The organism is Neisseria sp. WLZKY-1, assembly GCF_046546535.1.
Lineage (GTDB): Bacteria > Pseudomonadota > Gammaproteobacteria > Burkholderiales > Neisseriaceae > Neisseria.
Map to the genome: position 1 here is coordinate 1 of NZ_JBKGTW010000106.1, position 1057 is coordinate 1057.

Annotated in this window: 1 pseudogene; it reads left to right on the forward strand. The window is 59.5% G+C overall.

What is annotated here, in order from left to right:
- Window positions 1–1057, forward strand: a pseudogene (locus tag ACLD9W_RS12335) (hypothetical protein); the annotation flags it as partial.

Below are 1057 nucleotides of genomic sequence, written 5' to 3' on the forward strand. Positions count from 1 at the left end.
ACAACAACATCGGCGTAGTTGCGAACGGTACAGACGGCCTGAACGTCAAACTGGCCAAAGAGCTCAAAGACCTGACCAGCGCCGAGTTTAAAGACGCTGCGGGTAACGTGACCAAAGTTGGCGGCAACGGCGTGACCATCACCCCGAAAGCTGCGGGCAAAGGACCGGTCAACCTGACCGACAAAGGCCTGGACAACGGCGGCAACACCATTACCAACGTAGCCAGCGCATTGACCACCTACCCTGCTGCAACCCCGAAAACAGGCGGACTGCTTGACCTGAGCAACCTGACACCGGCACAAAAAGCCAGCGCAGCCACCGCAGGCGATCTGGCCAACATGGGCTGGGTCGTCAGCTCCGACAAAACTACCGGCGACGAAACCAAAGCCTTCAGCGGCCAGGTTAAAAACGCAGGCGAAGTCGAATTTGTCGGCACAGGCGCGGCCAACGTCTCCGCCAAAACCGTCAACGGCAAACACACCGTAACCGTCGGCGTAGACAGCGCCAGCATTGCCGACAGCATCGCCCAACCCGTCGTCTACACCAAAGCAGACGGCAGCAAGGTATACAAACGCGGCAACAAATTCTACGACGCAGCCACCGGCGGCAACGAAATCCAACCCGCCGACGTCATCGCCTCCATGAACACCGCCGCCGGCAGCACCACCGCCCCGATGACCCTTGCCAACGTCAAAGACAACCTCAAAGACGCAGCCAACGGCAAAGCGGCCGGTACACCGGCAGGCGGCAGCCGTGCCGACCTGACCAAAGGCAAAGGCGGCAGCAATGCGGCGACCGTCAACGACGTACTCAACGCAGGCTTCACCGTACAAGGCAACGGCGTAGCGAAAGACTTCGTAACCCACGGCGACACCGTCAACTTCGCCAACGGCCAAGGCACAGTCGCCAAAGTCGAAAGCAAAGACGGCGTAACCAAAGTAAGCTTCGACACCCCGATGCAGTACGTTGACAACACCGGCAGAGCCAGCACCGATCCGACCAACACCGTCAGCCTCGTCGGCAAAGACAGCGGCAAACCCGTACAGGTTAAAAACGT